The organism is Neobacillus sp. FW104-15D2, assembly GCF_058790155.1.
In genome coordinates this window covers 50,245-69,075 of record NZ_JBYTCJ010000021.1, presented here as the reverse complement: position 1 = coordinate 69,075, position 18,831 = coordinate 50,245, and the positions used below count along the sequence as shown (strand labels likewise).

At 38.9% G+C, this 18,831-nt stretch carries 19 protein-coding genes; 7 read left to right on the top strand and 12 right to left on the bottom strand.

The features are described 5' to 3' along the window. Window positions 1-4 precede the first annotated feature (4 nt). Window positions 5-145, bottom strand: a complete 141-nt coding sequence (locus AC3WR0_RS16750; RefSeq protein WP_196814363.1) for a hypothetical protein — start codon at window positions 143-145, stop codon at window positions 5-7. Beyond that, window positions 145-306 carry a protein YkzP gene (ykzP, locus tag AC3WR0_RS16745; protein WP_196814362.1) on the bottom strand — a complete coding sequence of 54 codons (162 nt, stop codon included), beginning with the start codon at window positions 304-306 and terminating at the stop codon, window positions 145-147. Before ykzP ends, AC3WR0_RS16750 begins: the two co-directional genes overlap by 1 nt. 152 nt (window positions 307-458) lie before the next feature. On the opposite strand from ykzP, the gene AC3WR0_RS16740 reads away from it, so the two are divergent. Beyond that, entirely contained in the window at window positions 459-803 is a 345-nt protein-coding gene (locus AC3WR0_RS16740; protein ID WP_492553372.1) for a DUF3905 domain-containing protein, read from the top strand. Between the two features lie 125 nt (window positions 804-928). Next, window positions 929-1,123 carry an alpha/beta-type small acid-soluble spore protein gene (locus AC3WR0_RS16735; RefSeq protein ID WP_027323152.1) on the top strand — a complete coding sequence of 65 codons (195 nt, stop codon included), beginning with the start codon at window positions 929-931 and terminating at the stop codon, window positions 1,121-1,123. Window positions 1,124-1,166: 43 nt separating this feature from the next. On the opposite strand, the gene AC3WR0_RS16730 is transcribed toward AC3WR0_RS16735, so the two are convergent. From AC3WR0_RS16730 to AC3WR0_RS16695, 8 genes are all read right to left on the bottom strand, one after another. Then, window positions 1,167-2,261, bottom strand: a complete 1,095-nt coding sequence (locus AC3WR0_RS16730; protein WP_492553371.1) for an anti-sigma factor domain-containing protein — start codon at window positions 2,259-2,261, stop codon at window positions 1,167-1,169. Next, a complete protein-coding gene (gene sigI / locus AC3WR0_RS16725) occupies window positions 2,258-3,004 on the bottom strand; it encodes an RNA polymerase sigma factor SigI (protein WP_492553370.1) in 747 nt (248 codons plus the stop codon). Before sigI ends, AC3WR0_RS16730 begins: the two co-directional genes overlap by 4 nt. A gap of 131 nt (window positions 3,005-3,135) precedes the next feature. Beyond that, a complete protein-coding gene (locus AC3WR0_RS16720; RefSeq protein WP_492553369.1) occupies window positions 3,136-4,443 on the bottom strand; it encodes a DUF5667 domain-containing protein in 1,308 nt (435 codons plus the stop codon). Window positions 4,444-4,594: 151 nt separating this feature from the next. Continuing rightward, window positions 4,595-5,065, bottom strand: a complete 471-nt coding sequence (locus AC3WR0_RS16715; protein WP_492553368.1) for a hypothetical protein — start codon at window positions 5,063-5,065, stop codon at window positions 4,595-4,597. A gap of 171 nt (window positions 5,066-5,236) precedes the next feature. Further along, window positions 5,237-6,772: an aldehyde dehydrogenase family protein gene (locus AC3WR0_RS16710; RefSeq protein ID WP_492553367.1), complete on the bottom strand. Its 1,536-nt coding sequence runs from the start codon at window positions 6,770-6,772 to the stop codon at window positions 5,237-5,239. A 16-nt stretch (window positions 6,773-6,788) separates the two neighbouring features. Then, window positions 6,789-7,886 carry an SDR family oxidoreductase gene (locus tag AC3WR0_RS16705; protein WP_492553366.1) on the bottom strand — a complete coding sequence of 366 codons (1,098 nt, stop codon included), beginning with the start codon at window positions 7,884-7,886 and terminating at the stop codon, window positions 6,789-6,791. Between the two features lie 450 nt (window positions 7,887-8,336). Further along, a complete protein-coding gene (locus tag AC3WR0_RS16700; protein WP_492553365.1) occupies window positions 8,337-9,368 on the bottom strand; it encodes an EAL domain-containing protein in 1,032 nt (343 codons plus the stop codon). 132 nt (window positions 9,369-9,500) lie between these two features. Beyond that, window positions 9,501-11,081, bottom strand: coding sequence for a peptide chain release factor 3 (locus AC3WR0_RS16695; RefSeq protein WP_492553364.1), 1,581 nt, complete (start codon window positions 11,079-11,081; stop codon window positions 9,501-9,503). A 172-nt stretch (window positions 11,082-11,253) separates the two neighbouring features. Here AC3WR0_RS16695 and AC3WR0_RS16690 point away from each other — a divergent pair, with 172 nt between their 5' ends. From AC3WR0_RS16690 to AC3WR0_RS16675, 4 genes are all read left to right on the top strand, one after another. Beyond that, a complete protein-coding gene (locus AC3WR0_RS16690) occupies window positions 11,254-12,123 on the top strand; it encodes a metal-dependent hydrolase (protein ID WP_492553363.1) in 870 nt (289 codons plus the stop codon). A gap of 178 nt (window positions 12,124-12,301) precedes the next feature. Continuing rightward, on the top strand, window positions 12,302-14,041 hold the full coding sequence (locus AC3WR0_RS16685) for an AAA family ATPase (RefSeq protein WP_492553362.1): 1,740 nt from the start codon (window positions 12,302-12,304) through the stop codon (window positions 14,039-14,041). A 506-nt stretch (window positions 14,042-14,547) separates the two neighbouring features. Then, on the top strand, window positions 14,548-15,060 hold the full coding sequence (locus AC3WR0_RS16680) for an acyl-CoA thioesterase (RefSeq protein WP_492553361.1): 513 nt from the start codon (window positions 14,548-14,550) through the stop codon (window positions 15,058-15,060). Between the two features lie 125 nt (window positions 15,061-15,185). Continuing rightward, window positions 15,186-15,665: a polysaccharide deacetylase family protein gene (locus AC3WR0_RS16675; RefSeq protein ID WP_492553360.1), complete on the top strand. Its 480-nt coding sequence runs from the start codon at window positions 15,186-15,188 to the stop codon at window positions 15,663-15,665. Window positions 15,666-15,893: 228 nt separating this feature from the next. Here AC3WR0_RS16675 and AC3WR0_RS16670 read toward each other — a convergent pair whose 3' ends face one another. Further along, window positions 15,894-17,570 carry a glycoside hydrolase family 13 protein gene (locus AC3WR0_RS16670; protein ID WP_492553359.1) on the bottom strand — a complete coding sequence of 559 codons (1,677 nt, stop codon included), beginning with the start codon at window positions 17,568-17,570 and terminating at the stop codon, window positions 15,894-15,896. A gap of 185 nt (window positions 17,571-17,755) precedes the next feature. Here AC3WR0_RS16670 and AC3WR0_RS16665 point away from each other — a divergent pair, with 185 nt between their 5' ends. After that, the gene (locus AC3WR0_RS16665) at window positions 17,756-18,187 is read left to right on the top strand and encodes a YkvA family protein (RefSeq protein WP_492553358.1); all 432 of its coding nucleotides are present in this window, start codon (window positions 17,756-17,758) and stop codon (window positions 18,185-18,187) included. A gap of 14 nt (window positions 18,188-18,201) precedes the next feature. Here the strand turns inward: AC3WR0_RS16665 and AC3WR0_RS16660 are convergent, their stop codons facing one another. Further along, window positions 18,202-18,801, bottom strand: a complete 600-nt coding sequence (locus AC3WR0_RS16660; RefSeq protein ID WP_492553357.1) for a cell wall hydrolase — start codon at window positions 18,799-18,801, stop codon at window positions 18,202-18,204. Window positions 18,802-18,831 lie beyond the last annotated feature (30 nt).

The following is an 18,831-nucleotide window of genomic DNA, read 5'->3' as shown; positions in this document are numbered from 1 at the left end:
ATTTTTATTTTCCTTTTTGATTTTTGTTTTTATTTTTCTGATTCATATATGGTAATTCATATAATTTAATTCCATTTACATCCCCAAACTCAACACTAAATTCAACATTAGTGTTTTGAGCTTTTTCCTTATTCGAATCCTTCATTACGAGCGCCCCTTTTTTCCAAGCTTGGAATTCCGATTTGCACCCTTTATTGCTTCTTCGCCATGTGTAAATTCAGCTGAGAACTCAGATTCTTGTACATTTTTATGAGGTGTTTTTGTGTATTTTTCAACAGCATTTCTTTCAGCTTTCCGTTTCGCCATCTTTACCCCTCCTAGGCATAAAAATTTAAATCTAAGTATATTTTGCACAGGTTGAAAGTTACCATTCCCAAAACAGATTCCTGATTTACTAATTCCTTCTAATCATAAAAGAAAATATTAAGCAAAAAATAAAAAGAAAAGGAGCGATTTGGATGAGTAAGAAAAATGATAAGGATCAGGTCAGTTTAAATGAAACCCTTCCCCATCAAATAAACGCCCCGAGCTTTAAAGGGACTGGAATTAGTATGAAGCCTCCATTTATAAACAAGTTCGGAGTGAAAATCGGGGACAGTCTTTATTCTTCGTCGGAATCCCCATTGGAAAATTGGTCAAGTACAACAGATCCAGCTATAATGTCAGGAGACGAATGGGTCCATCCAACGAATGATATCGGCTGGAATTCAGCAGAAAATAGAGAACTTCTTGAACACAAAAGGAAACCTCAGGCTTACCCATTTATGCACCCGACCAAGGATGTCAGCCACGGGAAGGATTAAGTTAATTTTAAGCATACGGGATTTGCCATAAACGAAAAGTATTACCACTTATGAAGTTAAGATAAAAGGCCAAAATATTTATACAGAGATATTTTCTCTGTGAAGCAAAAAAGGAGATGATTCTAATGGCAAGAAGCAGTAACAAGCTACTAGTCCCTGGGATTGAGCAATATCTTGACCAAGTAAAGTATGAAATTGCTCAGGAATTTGGTGTTCAGCTGGGATCTGATACCGTTTCACGCGCTAACGGTTCAGTAGGCGGAGAAATCACAAAGAGACTGGTACAACAAGCTCAAGCTCAATTATCAGGAAGAGAATAAAATTAAATATAAATGGAAAAAGTCCGGCCTAAGCCGGACTTTGTTATTTCCCGTGTTTTTGGCCTTCTTGGCCGCCATGGGTTTCTTTATTTTTAAACGCATTACCTGACTGATGATGTTCCCCACCTGTAGAACTGCCGTTTTTCTTCACTTGGCCAGGGGCGGTATGCGGGTTACTTTTTGGTTTTTGGATAAAAGTCCTTTTTTTTTCAGGCGCATGATTTACTTCATGATTCTGCCTAATTTGCTGGCCATTATTCTTCTTAAGCTGTCCTGGTGCAACCGGTTTAGCATTAGTAGGTACACTTGGCATAACCGCATTCGAAGTTTGTGGCTGTGTATTCTGTTCCTTCTTTAATTGTCCAGGCGGAACAGCAGGTGGCGTTATTTGTGTCTGTTCGGTAACTGCCTCCTGTTTGCTGTTATCCTCTATAGAAGGTTTAGTATCCTTTTTCATTTCTGCTTTTATAGGAATACTTTTTTCCTTGTACTTGCCTGCAGTCATCCCTTGCTTATGAGCAGCTTGCAGATCCTTTTTGTTTCCTTTGACAACAGCAATTTCCAGATCGTCTTTTTTAACTGTTTCTTTTATTTCCTGAAGATTCTCTGTCAGCTGTATTTCAGCATTCTTTTCGCTTTTTTCCGCCCGAACAGTTGAGATAACTACGAGTGACTTAGATTTTATGTAGCCTTGTTTTTTTATTTCGTTTAAAATTTGTTCTGCAACAGCAGCTACATCTCTTTTTTTCCAGTCATTCAGATTCTTTACGATCTTTTTACCATCCTTATTAAAAGGTGTTACTTCCAGGACCTGCATCTTTTTATTTAAAGCAAGTTCAATGCTTGGATTAACGTCAATGGACATATAAGCATATGCCTGATTGCCCTTGTAGAATGGTACGTATGAAGCTGCAAGAAGAAAAATAGCAGCAGCTGCAGAAAGTAAGACTTTCCCCTTTAAAAATCTTACCAATGGAATTGACTTTTTTTGTCCTACGTTCATTTCAAGAGGATAAAAATGTACCTCTTCTCCAAGAACATACGGTTTTGGTTGTTTACGGGCACGCAAAAACTCACCATCAGGGGTTAATAATGTTAGAAAAACATCATCTATTTCCATAATGATTCCTTTTTTCATGTTTCCAGCACCCCCTTAATATAATCCTTTAAATAAACATAATCACTTGTAAAAATAAGTGCCATTGCAATAATATATTTTCTATTTCTCTCTAATGTCTTTCTGCTTACATCGACCAACTCTTCAAGCTGCTTGATGGGGAGCCTCTTTTTTGTAAGCAATATTTCTCTTAATTCTTCCTTTTCAATCAGAAGTTTTGCAGCCAATATTGCATTTTTCCTGGCATCAGCATGCTTTGGGGAATTTTCAAGCAAATCATTAAAGCTTAATTCATACTGGGTTAAAAGCTTTTGGAAATGCATAATTTCATCCCTGCGATGCTCCTGCTCTGTTTTTCTATTATATTCATCAATTGAAAGCTCATTTTCAAACGAAACGCTTTGCGAATCATCGTCCTGCAGGTCGTTGTTAAATTCAAAACTTATTGTTTTGTTTCTCGACTGCTTACGGATATAATCAATTACACGCCTTTTGATTAGCACTTCTCCAAAACTCAGCAGGGAACTGCCTTTCTCTGGAGAATACTTATCAATCGCTTCATTAAATGCGATAAGGCCGATGCTAAATTCATCGTCTGTTTCGTGTATATACCTTTTACAAACAGCCGAAACTGTTTTAGCTATAAAAGGTTTATAAGAATCTATTATTTCATTCCTTAGGGAATTTTCTCCCTGCTGTATTAATGCTACAGATTCTTCTAATGTTGTTTTTCTCTTTTTGGTCATGAACAATAAGCACAGCATTGCCTCACCTCACTAATCACCCATTATACCATACGGATGATTCTATTAACTTATGGGGGTAAAAGCTTTTAGAAAAGATAGCCCCTAAAAAGGCTATCTTTTCCTGTTTATTGTTCATGTTAGAAAACTTCTTACTTATGGCTGTGTTCTGAACCTTTTTGCTGATCTTCCTCGTGTGGATGATGCAATTCTTGTTTAACAACAGGCTTTACTTGTTTAACTTGTTGTTTTGCAGCTTGATGAGCCTGCTTAACTTGTTGTTTTGCTGCCTGGCGTACTTGTTTAACTTCTTGTTTTGCTGCCTGGCGTACCTGTTTAACCTGCTGTTGAGCTTGTTTTACTTGTTGTTTAACAACAGGAGTTTTCTTTACTTCAGCTTTAGGAGCTGTTGTAGCTGTTGTTGCTGTTGATGTTGTTGCAGGTGCCGGAGATTCAGTTTGTGTTGCAGCAGTAGTGTCAGTTTTTACAGGTGTAGTAGGTGTAGTAGCTGTAGTAGTTTCAGTAGTATCTGCATCTTTTTCAGCAGTTTCTTCTGTTGCTGGTGCTTCAGGCTTTACTTCGTCTTCTTGATTTTTCTTAGCAAGATGTTTTTCTAGCTTATCTGCTTTCTTTGCCAGATGAGCATAAGCTCTTTCAATATTTCTTTGTAAAGCCGCTTTTGCTGTTGGGTTTTGAACTTTTTCCAATGCAGAAGTTAAAGCAATGATGTTTTGAGATAAAACTGTTTTTACATCTTCAATAGCAGCTGTATCATCAGTTTTAACTTCGTCCTCAGTTTTTTGCTCATCTTTTGCTTGGTCTTCAGTTTTTTCTTCGTCTTTTACTTGGTCATCAGCTTTTTCATCGTCTTTTACTTGGTCATCAGCTTTTTCATCGTCTTTTACTTCGTCGGTTTTTACTTCATCTTCAGTTTTTTCATCGTCTTTTACTTCGTCTGTTTTTACTTCATCTTCCGTTTTTTCTTCATCTTTCACTTGATCTTCGTCTTTATTTTCGTCTTCTTTTTGGCTATCGATAACTTTATTAGCGCTATTCATTTCTTCGATAGCTTCTTTTAAAGTTTTAACTGCCGCTTCTTCATCACCCTTTGCAAAAAGAGCTTGTGCTTCAGCTAAACGCTCTGAGGCTAAATTAGCTAGTAATTTCGCTTCTTTAGCATCATCAAAAGTCAGAGCTAATTTAATTTGCTCAAGAGCAGTTTTAAGGAAGTAGAAAAAATCACCAGGTACTAAAGATGGAGTTTCTGTTTTTTCAGTTGTAACAGCAGTGTCAGCTGAAACAGTGTCGGTATTAGTAGATACAGTTGTATTCGCAGAAGTTGTTGTATTTTCATCTGCAAAAGCATGTCCTGCTGAGAGTGTAAAGGATCCGGCAAGAACTACTGCCAAAGCTCCCTTTGCGATCTTATGTAATTCGTTACTGCTTGTAAACTTTTTCAATTTCATTCACCTCATGATTTATTTTTCGCGGCCGCTTTTTCACTAAATGATTACGGAAGAGATAAACCCGTTTCTGGGGGTTTAAAAAATAAATAAATTACAAAAAAAAATACCCCCACAATGGAGAGGTACAGTACGAATCTTCATTCTTTTAAAAGTTATTCACTCCGCGTTTAAGTAAAAGTGAACGAAGAATAAAGCCGATTAAAAGGCCAGGTATTAAAGAAAGCATAGGGAAAAAGACTATTCCAGGCTGAATCCCAAAAATAGTCGCCTTTCCCCCAAACATGGTTCCAACTGTTACAAAATAAGCACTAAAAACAAATGGCAGAAAGGAAAGCTTTTCGTCAGGTGGCATTGCATAACGGTATGCATCCCACATCGCAAACATATATACACAAGGGTAAAACATCAGCCACTGAAGATTGGCAGCCTCAAATGCCCGGTCCATTTGTCCTTGAAAACTATAAAGAATGCATAAATTAAAATGACTGTTAACATTTATAATAAACTCCAATGTTATAAATAGAACTCCTTTGAGATATTTACCGGCTAAAAGCTGGCTAAATCCCGGCAGAGCGATATTCCATAACACGGCTTCTAATTTACTAAGTTTCTTCATGATCCAACCTGCTTTTTCCTGTTTTTTTGTTCTGATTCCTATGTTGTCCATTCCGGGCTAATTTAAAGCTTTTTTATAGGAAAACTATCACAAGTTAGATTTAAAAATATCTTCGTATTAAACTCATAAAAAGAAGCATTCCCTGGCACTTCCGAAAAGTTTATACCCTGACTATTTTTTTAACAGTTTTAAATAATATCGGCCAAACTCGGTCCAATTCCGTTTTCTTTGAAAGTAGCTTTTAAAAAGCTTTAAGAATAATGGGTATTTTCCCTCATATGGATACCATTGAATCTCATTTGCCTTTTTTCCGCTATCCTCGATAATAGCTTTTTCATGGCAAAAAATTCTTAATCCTGCATCTCCATGGTATCTGCCGATTCCGCTTTGTTTAGCGCCACCAAAGGGGAGGCCATGATTAGCAACTGTGATAATGGCATCGTTTATAACGACAGCTCCCGAAACTAGTCTTGATGCAACTCTTCTCGCTTTTGTCAGGTCCATGGACCAGATACTTGCATTAAGACCGTATTCCGTTCCATTTGCTAAGGTAATTGCTTCTTCCTCCGTATCAAAAGGAATGACTGGCAGAATAGGCCCAAATGCCTCTTCCTGAATAATCTTCATATCCTGTGAAACATTAGTTACTACCGTTGGCGGCAAAAACATGCCATCTTCCCATTCTTCAGGCAGCTTTCCAGTTTCGATTAATGCTCCACGGGAGAGGGCTTCTTCAAGCTGTTCCCTGACAATCTGTATTTGACCTGGGAAAGTCATCGAACCAATATCACTATTTTCATCTATCCCCATTTTAAGTCCAGCTACCTCTGTTCTTAGAAGTTCCATAAACTCCATATAAACAGAACGTTCGATATACAATCTTTCTGCACTCATACATACCTGACCGCTGTTTGTAAATGCTGCCCAAACTGCACCCTTTGCTGCCCGTTTTAAATTAGCATCTGCAAAAACAATCATCGGATCTTTTCCACCTAATTCAAGAGTTGTAGGGATTAACTCTTTTGCGGCAGCCTCCTGAATTATTTTTCCTGTACGGACGGAGCCGGTAAAAAATATATAATCTGGTTTCCCGGAAGTAAAAGCTGCCCCTACCTCTTTCCCCCCATGTGCCACCTGAACGGTTCCTTTTGGAAAACCAACCTTATCAAAAAGTTCCTCTATACATTTCCCTACCAGTGGTGTAACTTCTGAAGGTTTTAAAATGACAGAATTACCTGCAGCCAACGCACTAACCATAGGAACTACTGCAAGCTGAAGAGGATAATTCCAAGGGGATATGACCAAAACTACTCCCCTTGGCATGTATTCAATAAATGACTTTTTACCAATTAAAAGAAGCGGGGTGCTCCCCTTTTGCCTTCTTAATATTTTTTCTCCGTGTGAGCATATATGGCTGATTGCATCCAATGTAGGCATAATATCGGCAACAAGTGCTTCAGTCATGACTTTTCCGGTGTCATCGGAAATAATCCTTGCAATATCCTCCATATGGTCTGCTATATACTCCTTTAGTTTTCTCAAATATTGCAGGCGTTCTCCAACTGAAAGCTGGCCCCATGCTTCAAAAGCGTTTCTTCCTCTTTGGTAAAACTCCCCTACAAATTCTGCAGGTGTCTCTTCAATTTCGCCAAGATACTTTCCCGTTGCCGGTGCATATACTTGAAGCTTCTCCTGAACTGAATGCATACTCATTCACCTATCTTTAAATAATTTTTATTTGATAAGCTGGATTGGTCTTATTTTCTGAGTAAAAAGAAACCATCGGTCCAATACCCTCCCTGAAATCAGGGCATTTAATACCGGAACCTTTTAGATCCTCCTGTGCATGTGAACAATCGAATTTTCCCATCCAGGTGAAATAATCCAATGCTTCCTTCTCCACACCGAGGAATTTTCTCACAGGTTTAAGAGAGAGACCGAGTTTTGCCATAGAAAGAGGCAGACTTCCTTTAGGGTGTTTTTTCATTAATTCATGCATCATCATTGCATAGAGTTCAGTAACTGTATAAGGGGAAGGATCTGTTAAATGATAGGTTTTGCCAGCTCCCTTTTCCAAAAATGACAAATAGGCAGTTGCTTCAATAATATAATCAACCGGTACCAGGTTTACTACAGCGTCTCCCCGTCCTATGCTTGGGATTAAAGGCAAAAATCGAAGCCGGTCCAAAAAGTTCATAATAAAATAAGGCCCATCGAATTTAATTGTTTCTCCAGTTTTAGAATGCCCTTTTACAATGCCGGGACGTATAATAGTAACCGGAACTTCTTGCTTCATTTCCTCGACGAGCAATTCGGCTTTATATTTTGTTTCCTCATAATGGTTTTTAAAAGCCTGAGGAAGCACCAGTTCTGTTTCATATAAATCGCCTTCTCTATTGCCCGCCACATAAGCGGTACTGAAATAAGTAAACCTTTTTAAATTTGCAAGACTTCTAATCCACTCATTCACATTTTTGGTTCCGATCACATTTACTTTATAGGCAATATCACGTGGAACAGCGAGATCATATATGGCGGCAAGATGGAAGACGTTTGAAATCCTGCCCGCTATTTCTTCTCTCTTAGCCTCTGAAATTCCCAGATTTTCTTTTGTTATATCACCTTCAATAATTTGGAACCTTTCTTCCTGCATTCCCATTTCTGAGGTAATTAATTTCTTTTCCTGTTCTGCTTTTTGTAGCATGGCAGGAAGAACTAGAACATAAACCGAACCTTGATAGTTATTTTGTTTCAACACTTGGCGAATTAGCTGATTACAAATAAATCCCGGAAACCCTGTGAAAAAATACCCGTTATCCATATTAGCCCTCCTGAAAAATGAATAGTTATTCATATTTTAGGCAGAGCGGGAAGAATTCGTCAAATTTTTGACAGAAAATTCAGCCTCTTTTTTCAAAAAAGGTTCTCATGGTATTTTGGGTTAATTTATTTTAACTAGATTCTGCTAAACTTTTAGGTTGATTTGCGCTCTCTGCGCTCGGTTTCCGCTGTCGGTCTAGCTACTGCCCTGTATAGATCCCGAAAAGCTGTGAACAGCTACTTGCACCTCTGCAACGAGCTAAAGGTAGGCTTCATCGAATACTATACTCTGTGGCACAAGAGCAAAAAGGGGATACATCATTGCTCTGTATCTGTGAGGTATCCCTTTTACACACCTTTCCCGCTGGGATCTCTCGCCTTCGATCCAATAAAAAGCAGCGCAAAATCGCGACATGGTCATAAGCCGAGATTTACTAAATTGATTTATAAATTAATAATTTGCAACCTTAAATGGTTTATTGTAAGTTGGTTCAAAAACAGGCTTTCCGATTAAATAGCCCTGCGCTAGCTTGACCCCTATGCTCTTACAATATTCAAGCTCTTCCAATCTTTCAATTCCTTCTGCCAAAACTGTAATACCCAATTCATTTGCCAATTGAGTTACTACTTTTAGAAACTGCATCTTCCTATCGTCCTGATCACAGTAATTTATATATTGACGGTCTATTTTCAGAAAATCCGGTCGAAGCTCTTTCAGAACATCCAGGGTGGAAAAACCAGCACCGACATCATCGAGTGCTACCTTCATTCCTTCTTTTTTATATGTATTTAAAACCTTTTTCAGATGAGTTATATCCTTTATTTCCTCCGATTCAACCACTTCAAAAACAAGATCGGCTGGATCAATCTCATATTTTTCAACAAGGCTGAAAGTATGCCTAAGACAAAAATCAGGATTATAAATGGTTGATGGCAAAAAGTTAATAAAACTTTTTACTCCTGGTTTAAGGAATCGTTTTTTCGCTATTATCGCAGCTTCTCTTGCCCGCTGGTCCAGCAGGGAAAGCATTCCTGCCTTTGCAGCTAATGAGAAAAGAGTCCCCGGAGATATCTGCTCGTGCCCATGTGTGCGCAGGAGAGATTCAAATCCAAAGATTTCATCGTCCTTTTCTAAATCAATAATTGGCTGCTGAAAGCTGATAAGATCCCCGGATTCAATAATTGATATAATATCTTGATTCTTAAGTCGTATCAGTAAATTCTCCAGAGTTATAGTTAACAAAGGAAGCTTTCGGCTGGTGCTTAAGGATGAAGGTGATTCCAGCAAAATGCCCCCTATTCCTTCAATTTTTTCTATTAATTCAATTTTTTTTATTAATTCTCTATGGTTTACATAAGCAAAGGACCACCATCCCTTTCCAGCGTCCCAAAAGTCATACCTGTAAAGATCCTGGGCAGACTTTATATATAAATAACCTTTATCTTTAAGACTAAATGGCACTCCACATTGGATGCAACTCACTTGAAAACCCTCCTAAATACCTACATTTTGCATAATTTTAGCAAATAACTTAAGCGAAGGATACTTTAAATGTGCCAGAATGTTAGAAAAACCGGCTAAGCCATTAGGGCTTGCCGGTTTTTAAATGCTTTTCTACTCGTGCATATCCATAGGATTATATAGTTTTACCTTAGGATTTTTTTCATTGAACCATCTTAGGGCAAATTCATTTTCAAATAGGAAAACATAGTTGTCAAAACGATCTTTAACAAGCAGGCTACGTGAGCTTGAAAGATTTTCGTCAACCGTTTCTCCTTCAACCCAGCGGGCTATTTTAGAGCCCTGGCGTTCCATTAGAACTTCCGCATTGTATTCTGCTTTCATTCTATGTTCAAATACTTCGAATTGAAGCTGGCCAACCGCTCCTAGGAAATAATCATCCGTCTTTACTGTTTTAAACAGCTGAATGGCACCTTCCTGAACAAGCTGCTGAATTCCCTTATGGAATGATTTCTGCTTCATAACGTTTTTAGCTGATACCCTGACAAATAATTCAGGAGTAAACTGCGGGAGGCGTTCAAATTGGAAATCATCTTTTCCTGACGTAATGGTGTCACCAATCTGGTATGTGCCTGGATCATAAAGACCGATAATGTCTCCACTGACTGCTTCATCCACTGTGTTCCGTTCTTCGGCCATAAAAGATGTGGATTGTGCCAGTTTTAACTGTTTACCCAATCGCGGAATATTAACGGACATTCCTCTTTCAAATTTTCCAGAACAAATTCTTACAAAAGCAATCCGGTCTCGGTGGGCAGGATTCATATTGGCCTGAATTTTGAAAACAAAGCCTGAAAATCTGTCAGACATCGGGTCAATTTTTCCAGTCGATGATTCGCGTGGCGCTGGTGGTGGCGCAAATTGCAGATAAGTTTCAAGGAAGGTCTGAACCCCAAAGTTTGTTAGCGCACTGCCAAAAAAGACAGGGATTAGCTTCCCATCCTTAATTCGCTCCGCAGAAAAATCGTTTCCAGCTTCATTTAGGAGCATAATCTCTTCTAAAGTCTGGTCATAAAGGCCTGTAACCTTTAATGAATGGTCACCTTCGATTTCTCCATCTTCATTTAGAGAAATATATCTTTTTGACTCATCTACCCTGAATTGCTCGATACGATTATAGTAGCGATCATAAATACCGAGAAACTCTTTCCCCATTCCGATGGGCCAATTCATTGGATATGATTCAATGCCAAGAACCTCTTCTAGTTCAGCCAAAAGCTCAAGCGGTGTTTTCCCCTGGCGGTCTAGCTTATTTATAAATGTAAAAATAGGTATTCCTCGCATACGGCAAACCTTAAAAAGCTTAAGCGTCTGCTCCTCTATACCCTTGGCAGAGTCAATAATCATAACAGCACTGTCCACTGCCATAAGTGTTCGATAGGTGTCTTCACTAAAATCCTGGTGTCCAGGCGTATCCAATATGTTGACGCGGTATCCGTCATAGTCAAACTGCATTACACTGGATGTAACCGAGATTCCTCTCTGTTTTTCGATCTCCATCCAGTCACTTGTGGCAAATTTACCAGTTTTCTTAGCCTTAACAGTACCGGCATCACGAATAGCTCCGCCAAACAGCAGCAGCTTTTCAGTAAGTGTTGTTTTACCCGCATCCGGGTGAGAAATAATCGCAAACGTCCTGCGTGACGTTACTTCTTCTATAAAATTCTTACTCATTTGCAATTCCTTTCTTTTGACAATAAATAATTTTTGTCCATAACTTCAATCTTATCTTTACAAGCAAAACTTTGCAATCCTCCAATAAGCAGACAGACTATTTTTTACATGGAAACAGCAACTATTTTTTTCCAAGTAAGAAAAGATTATAATAGAAATAGGGGTGCTATGAATGGATTCAATTACTCATACTTTATTCGGTCTCGCCTTATATGGTACAGTAGAAAAACGGAATATGGAACGGAAACAAAAATTTGCCTGGCTGATAACGTCAGTCGGTGCCAGCCATATACCCGATATTGATGTAGTCTCTCAATTATGGGATCTGCATGGCCAATATCAAATGTGGCACCGTGGTTTGACCCACTCCCTTTTCTTTACGCCTATCTGGGCCTTTCTCTTCTATATTTTAGCCATCTGGCTCTTTAAAACCAAGGATATTAAACTATTTTTGTTCGGCTGGCTCGCTGTTCTCATACATATAACGAGTGATTTATGCAACGCCTGGGGAACTGGTTATCTGGAGCCTTTTTCGCACCAAAGGATATCCTTCGGGACCGTACCAATTGTTGACTTGGTTTTTTGGGTTATCATATTGGCGGCTTTCCTATTCACTCGAAGGAATCAAACCCGTGCACCTTTCTACTACAGGGCTGGTTGGGTGCTAATTGCCTTTCATGTTTTTACTCAAAGCCTTCAGGGGCATTTTCTTTTTAGCAGTTATGAAAAACAGCATGAACAAATCGCGCTTTCGGCAGACTTTGTTCCCACTTCTTTTACGGTTATAACCAAAGATCACACGAATGTAACTATATACAAGGACGGCCTTTTTGAAAAAAGGAAAGAATTATATAAACTTTATTCGGCGGAAAATACTTCTTTAGATAATTTGTTCTCAAAAAAACCTGAGGCGAAAACCTTATATCAATGGAGCCCGTTTGTAGTGATTGTTAATACCCACCGCCGGCTTGGTATTTATGATCCCCGATTTTATCGAAATGGCCAATCCTTCCTATATGAATATATCAGTAAAGTAAAATAGTATTGGCAGCCTTTAGGCTGCTATTTTTATTACGATTTTTTCGCAGATGGTTTTCCTCACTAACCTGCAATCTTTCTTGCTTTTCCAGCGATTCCCTCGTTTAAAATTACATAATACCTATTTATTGTATTTAAGAATTTCATATAATGGAGATAGACTTTTGAAGGAGCTGAATTCATTGAATCAAAGTTCAAAATTAGTGTCGAAGTTTATTCCGCTCATAGGCGTATTTATATTGTTAATTGGTGCAGCTGTCTGGATATTCCAACAATCAAATAAAGAAATCTCTGTCCCCTTCTCATCCATGGCGAAAACAATCCAGAATCAAAAAGGAGAAACGGTTACCTTGACAGAAAACTCAGATGGTTCATTGCATCTTCAAACCAAAGATGGCAAGTATGTCTCTAATGTCCCTCCTAACAGTCAAATGGTTGATAAATTAGTAGAAAAATACAATGTTGATTATTCGTTTAACAACAGCAGCAAATTTGGGAAATGGGTTATGGGCGGTATCCTTGTTTCATTGGCAGCCGCTGCTCTTGCACTCCAAAATAAAAAAGGCGGCGGCATGGGGATTTCAAACCCAATGAAAAACAGTCTGTCAAAAGCTAGGCCTCTTCCATCTATCTCTTTATATGATGTAGGCGGATTGGGAGACGAAGTAAAAGAGGAAATCATGCAGACTCTTTCTATTTTACAACAGCCAGAAAAATCGGCTAAGTTGGGAATAAAACCTCCTAAAGGAATTCTCTTATATGGACCTCCTGGTACAGGGAAAACTTTACTTGCCCAGGCAATTGCAAAGGAAATGAATGCAAATTTCTTTTCAGCAAGCGGATCTGCTTTTAATGAACTTTTTGTAGGTGTCGGTGCTAGCCGTGTTCGCTCGTTATTCCAAAATGCACGCAAGCAGACCCCAGCTGTTATCTTTATTGATGAAGTAGATGCTCTTGCAGGCAGACGTAAACAGCATGGCGGAGAAGAGTCCGAAAAAACCCTGACTGAGCTTTTGGTTCAGTTAGACGGCGGTCATCCAAACGATGGAATTCTTTTCATTGCGGCCACAAATCGCAAAGATATGCTAGACGAAGCTTTCCTTCGTCCCGGACGTATTGACTTTTCTTTTCAAATTCCTCTTCCAGATACAAAAGGAAGACGTGAAATTATTACGATCCATACAAAAGGCAAGGCTCTTGCCAGTGACGTTGAAGCATCACTTGACAATTTAGCTGAAAGTACATCTGGATTTTCCGGTGCCGATCTTCAATCGCTTTTTGAAACAGCAAGCAGAAGAGCTGTTCGAAATGGTCTTGAAGTTATACAGAAAAGCGACCTTGACCACGCGCTTGATCGGACGATCCTTGGAAGCTCTTCAAGAGCCCTTCAGGATCATGAAACGAAAAACCGTGTAGCGATTCATGAAGCAGGTCATGCTATTGTTTCCGAATTGACCAAGCCTGGCTCAGTCCGGAAAGCTACCATTATTCCACGTGGTGAAGCATTGGGTTATGTTGCACCAATTCCGAAAGAACTGCACTTGTCTACATCCAGCGAACTGCTTGACCGAGTATCCATGATACTAGCAGGAGGGGTTGCCGAGCGAATGTTCCTTGGTGAACATAGTATTGGAGTCAGCGGCGACGTAAAACAGGCTAAAAACCTGATTGAACAAATGGTTGATACAGGAATGCTGCAGGATAGCTTTACCCTCACCTTCAACAAAGGCGACCGTGAAGCAAAAATGCAGGAATTGTTCCAGGAAGCACTTGAAAAATCAGAAATGCTGATTCAATCAAACCAAAGCCAATACCTCAAATTGGTTGAAGCATTATTGAAGAAAGAAACACTTGAGGGCTCTGAAGTGGAAGAAATCGTCAGAGGAGCAGCCATTAATTTCGATGAAATGGTAATGGCATAAGCGAAAAGCGAAATCCTGTTTAGTGACCTATATTTGATGAAAGGCGCTGCCATTTTCTTTGGCAGCGCCTTTCTGATTCGCTTCCTGCGAGCCTCTAATTCGAGTGAAATAAAGGAAAATGAAATGCGAAACAGCCAGGTACTGGGGCGTTTCAGCTAGACAAAAACGAAGAGCTTGCGAAGCATCAGCCTAAAATAGCCTTCTGAATAAGTACTACTTTGAAGAGGCATCAAGCAGCTTTGTGACGAGCTTACCAGCAGCAACTCCGAAAGAGCACTATTTCAATGTTGATTGACTTATCGCAGGGAGGATTGGGATGGACACTTATTGCACCTTACAAAGCTGAAAACTCGCTAGGCTCTGAAAACATCCCCGTAAGCAGCCAGGTGCAGAAAGCATCTGGTTTTTTTTTTTGTATTTAGGATATAGGATATAGTAAATTGCTACATGAAGAAGCAAAAATAAAATAAATTAAGGTTTAGTACTTGCTTTGGAGGTAATTTCATATGGAAGCAAAAACATGCAATGAGTCTAGAGTTATAAGAACCAGCAGAATATTTCCCAACGACGTAAATAACCACAATACCCTTTTTGGCGGAAAACTGATGAGTGATATGGATATGCTTGCATCAATATCGGCAACAAGGCATTCCCGCAGTGAATGCGTTACAGCTTCCACTGACTCGGTAGACTTTCTAAGCCCTATTACCCCTGAATCCTCAGTGTGTTTTGAATCATTTGTTACATACACTGGAACGTCCTCAATGGAGGTCTTTGTTAAAATTATTGCGGAAAGTCTACTGGGTGGGAATAGAAGAATTGCGGCAACTGCATTCTTTACATTTGTAGCACTTGATGATAACGGAAAGCCAACAAGGGTTCCACCTGTAATCCCTGAAACCGAAGAGGAAAAGAAACTTCATGAAACAGGTAAAGATAGAGCAGAGCAGCGCAAGACACACCGCAAAATGAGTAAAGAGCTTGCGGATTATTTAACCACAAAAAAACCTTGGGAATAATAAAGCTAATCTTTAATAAAGTGCCATGCGACGAGCATATGCTGTTTTTTCGTATTCAGTAAATTTTTATTAGACATTGTCTTACCACTCTGTAAGAAAAAATAAATATAGAAGTGAATTTTTATATGAAAAAGTGTATCAACAGCCGCTGGATTGATTCAAATTATAATACCTTCATCGCTTTAAGTAAGATTCCTTTATTCGAGATTGAAAACCACTGCACTCAGCATCGCCCTCTTTCAATGAATGGCCGAGAAGCGTGGGAAATCAAGGGAACTCAAAATGTGAATGAAATCACCGATGAAGTGCTTAACAATGATCGTAAAATAAAAAGACTTACTGGAAAAACATCCTACTTTTTCCGTTCAGGCACTGCATACTATGATGAAACTGGAATAAGAGTTGCAATGGAAATTGGAGAGCAGCCGGTTAATTATAATGTTCTGGGTGACGCCGGAGCTACCTTTAAGAAGGATCAGGTCAGAGATGCCTTGCGTAAAGCAGTACCAGGTTCCATCGTGCTTATGCATATGAATCACCCGGAGGGAGAAACCTTTGAAGGATTGAAACTCGCCATTCCTGAGTTAAAAAAACAGAGGTTTTAAATTTATCAGCCAGGCTGACATGCAGCTTAAATAAATTTAAACTCTTGGATTTTTTCCAGATAGTTCGGGGGTGATTATCAATCAGGTTTGGGGTTAAATCGATCATTTTAGAAAATTAATCAATTATTTTGGACTCTTTATCGATCAATTTCAGAAACTTATCAATTAAATTATGAATCCATATAAAAAAGAACCTTCCCTCATCAGAGGATAGAAGGTTCTTTGATTTTACTTTTCAAATAAAAGAATTTGCGACTCATATGGTCTCAAAGTTAATACAGAGTCTGTTTCCTCCCAGCTATAGTTTCCAAGCAGGTGTTTATAGCTTTGTTTTTTAAGTTCTCCCGGAATTTCAAAGGATGGTTCATTTCCATAGAAATTACAGATCACCAGCAATGTCTTGCCATTATGTTCTCTTGTATAAGCAAAAATTTCCGGATCATTTTCTTCGATCAGATTATACTTTCCATAAACAACTATTTCATGGTCTTTTCTTAATTGAATCAGTTGCTTATAGTAATGGAAAACTGAGTTTTTGTCCTCCACTGCTTTTTTTACATTGATTTCTTTATAATTTGGATTTACTTTAATCCATGGTGTTCCAATAGTAAAACCCGCATTCTTTGAATCATCCCATTGCATAGGTGTTCGTGCATTATCACGGCCCTTTACATAGATACTTCTCATGATGCTTTCAACCGGGACATTCTCTGCCACTTTTTCTTTATAAAAATTAAGTGTTTCGATATCGCGATAGTCCTCAATTGAAGAAAAAGGAACATTTGTCATTCCCAGCTCTTCCCCCTGATAAACATATGGGGTTCCCCTCATCATATGGATGATGGTTGCTAGCATTTTTGCCGATTCCAGCCGATATTCCTTGTCATTACCGAATCGGGAAACGACACGAGGCTGGTCATGATTGCAAAAATATAGACTGTTCCAGCCAACCTCTTCAAGGGCGTTTTGCCATTTGGTTAAATTTCTTTTTAGATCAAGTAAATTAAGTGGTTTAAGGTTCCACTTTCCTCCCGGTCCGCTATCAAGATCAACATGTTCAAACTGGAATAGCATATTGACTTCATTACGGCTGGAGTCTGTATAAAGACGGGCAATTTCAGGGTCTGAACCCGGCATTTCGCCCACTGACATGACGTCATACTTGGAGAGTACTTCCTTATTCATTTCCTGAAGGAAATCATGAATTCGCGGACCATTCATAAAATGGGGGCTGCCGTCGCCATAGCGGTGTCCTGGTCCAGCCTCTCCATCTGGCAGGCCTTCCTCTTTGGAGATAAAATTAATAACATCCATTCGGAAACCGTCTATTCCCTTATCCAGCCACCATTTCATCATGTCATAAACTTCATTCCGCAGTTTGGGGTTCTCCCAATTTAAGTCAGGCTGTTTTTTTGAAAAGATATGTAAGAAATATTCATCTGTTGCTTCATCATATTTCCATGCTGACCCGCTGAAAAAAGAACCCCAGTTGTTTGGCTCTCTGCCTTCTTTGCCAGGACGCCAAATATAATAATCTCTATATGGGTTATCTTTTGATTTACGGGACTCAATAAACCAGGCATGCTCGTCAGAACTGTGATTTACAACCAAATCCATAATTAACTTCATGCCGCGATTATGCACCTGGGCAAGAAGTTCCTCCCAATCAGCCATTGTTCCAAAGTCATCCATAATATCACGGTAATCACTAATATCATATCCATTATCATCATTCGGTGACTTATAAACCGGTGATAGCCATATTACATTTATACCCAATTCCTTTAGATAATCAAGACGAGAGATTATCCCCTGAAGGTCACCAATTCCATCACCATTGCTGTCCATAAAACTTCGTGGATAAATCTGGTACACAACACTTTCTTTCCACCATTTTTTCTCCATATACCTTTATTCCTCCTAACAGTACACCTATTATTAAAGATACCTTCTTTTAAAAGAGAAGAAAAGCAATTACTAAAAAACCTCCCCGGAAAAAGGAGAATACTTTTCAAAAGTTTAAATCCACTATTTAGTGGAAAATTACTTAAATAAGTAATAAGTTTTTAACAAGAAGGGTTGTGGAAATATTGTTTGGTTTTAAAAAGGATCGAATTGAAAAAGAACAGCAAAAATATGAATTAAAAGCTAAAGACTATATTAATAATCCTAAAAAGACACAGGGCCTTTTAAAAAGTGCAGTAAAGAAAGCAAATGATAAGAAAGGGACTCTTGGGGAAACATGGGACAAGCTCCAGCTTTTTTTTGACTTAATTAAAGCATGGACAAAGGGCGATTATAGGGATATTTCGAAGAGTACACTTATGACTGTTATTGGTGCTGTAATTTACTTTGTCTCTCCTATAGACTTTATACCCGATTTCCTTGTTGGTTTTGGGATCTTTGATGATGCCGCAGTTATAGGATTCACACTGAAAAAAATTTCAGGGGACCTGGAAAAATTCAGGGAATGGAGAGATTCTTCTTCGCCTTTAATAAATGCACAAAACCCTCTTGAGTAAAAATCAAGAGGGCTTTACATGGTAAACCTGTGATTACCAATATCTTTAATGGCTGGTCTTGAATAAAGCCAGCTTTTTTTAATTTTATGAGGGTTAAAGAAGAACAGGGCTTTTGTTACTTCCCCATCTTTTGCGATTGCTTCATTTACTGCTTTTTTTGCATCCGGCCCGGCAGGTTTGTTAATCATTCCATTATCAACTGGCTGGAATTGCTGCTTTTGATATATTACCTGCTTTATCGTGTCGGGAAACTTCTCACTTTTAACCCGGTTAAGTACCACTGCGGCTACCGCCACCTTACCTTGGAAAGGTTCTCCTTTAGCTTCAGCCTGAACAAGTCTTGCCAAAAGTTCTTTCTCCTGGGGGCTAACGGATTCCGGCACAATCACTTTTTCCCCTTTAACCAATTTTGTATTCCCGTCATCATTACTTTCTTTTATTTCCTGAGCAGGGACTCCGTATTTTACAGCGATTTCTTTAACGGTTTCTCCTGACTTTGCTTTATGAACTTTAACTGTATCTAAAGTTTTTGCAGTTGCGCGGGATTCAGGAAACAGATTGGCAAACGGGAATAAAAAAGAAATAGCGGCCGTAAAGATGGCTATCTTTTTCATTTGTCTTCCTCCCTTATCCTTTATTTTTCC

Coding starts and splice junctions, on each gene's coding strand:
- AC3WR0_RS16695 (WP_492553364.1), bottom strand. CDS start 11,081: ATGAGTAAGAATTTTATAGAAGAAGTAACGTCACGCAGGACGTTTGCG.
- AC3WR0_RS16710 (WP_492553367.1), bottom strand. CDS start 6,772: ATGCATTCAGTTCAGGAGAAGCTTCAAGTATATGCACCGGCAACGGGA.
- ykzP (WP_196814362.1), bottom strand. CDS start 306: ATGGCGAAACGGAAAGCTGAAAGAAATGCTGTTGAAAAATACACAAAA.
- AC3WR0_RS16740 (WP_492553372.1), top strand. CDS start 459: ATGAGTAAGAAAAATGATAAGGATCAGGTCAGTTTAAATGAAACCCTT.
- AC3WR0_RS16735 (WP_027323152.1), top strand. CDS start 929: ATGGCAAGAAGCAGTAACAAGCTACTAGTCCCTGGGATTGAGCAATAT.
- AC3WR0_RS16670 (WP_492553359.1), bottom strand. CDS start 17,570: ATGGAGAAAAAATGGTGGAAAGAAAGTGTTGTGTACCAGATTTATCCA.
- AC3WR0_RS16750 (WP_196814363.1), bottom strand. CDS start 145: ATGAAGGATTCGAATAAGGAAAAAGCTCAAAACACTAATGTTGAATTT.
- AC3WR0_RS16660 (WP_492553357.1), bottom strand. CDS start 18,801: ATGAAAAAGATAGCCATCTTTACGGCCGCTATTTCTTTTTTATTCCCG.
- AC3WR0_RS16680 (WP_492553361.1), top strand. CDS start 14,548: ATGGAAGCAAAAACATGCAATGAGTCTAGAGTTATAAGAACCAGCAGA.
- AC3WR0_RS16715 (WP_492553368.1), bottom strand. CDS start 5,065: ATGAAGAAACTTAGTAAATTAGAAGCCGTGTTATGGAATATCGCTCTG.
- sigI (WP_492553370.1), bottom strand. CDS start 3,004: ATGCTGTGCTTATTGTTCATGACCAAAAAGAGAAAAACAACATTAGAA.
- AC3WR0_RS16730 (WP_492553371.1), bottom strand. CDS start 2,261: ATGAAAAAAGGAATCATTATGGAAATAGATGATGTTTTTCTAACATTA.
- AC3WR0_RS16675 (WP_492553360.1), top strand. CDS start 15,186: ATGAAAAAGTGTATCAACAGCCGCTGGATTGATTCAAATTATAATACC.
- AC3WR0_RS16705 (WP_492553366.1), bottom strand. CDS start 7,886: ATGGATAACGGGTATTTTTTCACAGGGTTTCCGGGATTTATTTGTAAT.
- AC3WR0_RS16690 (WP_492553363.1), top strand. CDS start 11,254: ATGGATTCAATTACTCATACTTTATTCGGTCTCGCCTTATATGGTACA.